The organism is Pseudomonas sp. SIMBA_068 (assembly GCF_046534705.1).
GTDB lineage: Bacteria > Pseudomonadota > Gammaproteobacteria > Pseudomonadales > Pseudomonadaceae > Aquipseudomonas > Aquipseudomonas putida.
In genome coordinates this window covers 1-245 of the sequence record NZ_JAWRYI010001334.1, presented here as the reverse complement: position 1 = coordinate 245, position 245 = coordinate 1, and the positions used below count along the sequence as shown (strand labels likewise).

The following is a 245-nucleotide window of genomic DNA, read 5'->3' as shown; positions in this document are numbered from 1 at the left end:
GGACGAAGCCGGCTTAGCCGGTCCGTTCCAGGATGTGAGTGAGCCGCTCCATGGCTAAGGATCAGGGCGCCGACGCGCCCACTAAGCGCCGGCCCGTCAAGGCCGCCAAGCCTACCGTCCCCGCGCGCACGCCCGCGGCGAGCCCGGCTGCGCCTGTGGCCAAGGCTGAGCCCAAGCCCAAGACGAGCCCGCAGCAGTTCTTCCGGGAAGTGCGCGCCGAAGCCCGCAAGATCACCTGGACCTCC

Annotated in this window: 1 pseudogene; it reads left to right on the top strand. The window is 70.6% G+C overall.

Features of this window, described 5'->3' with window-relative positions:
- Positions 1 to 50: 50 nt before the first annotated feature.
- Positions 51 to 245, top strand: a pseudogene (locus tag SB756_RS33925) (hypothetical protein); the annotation flags it as partial.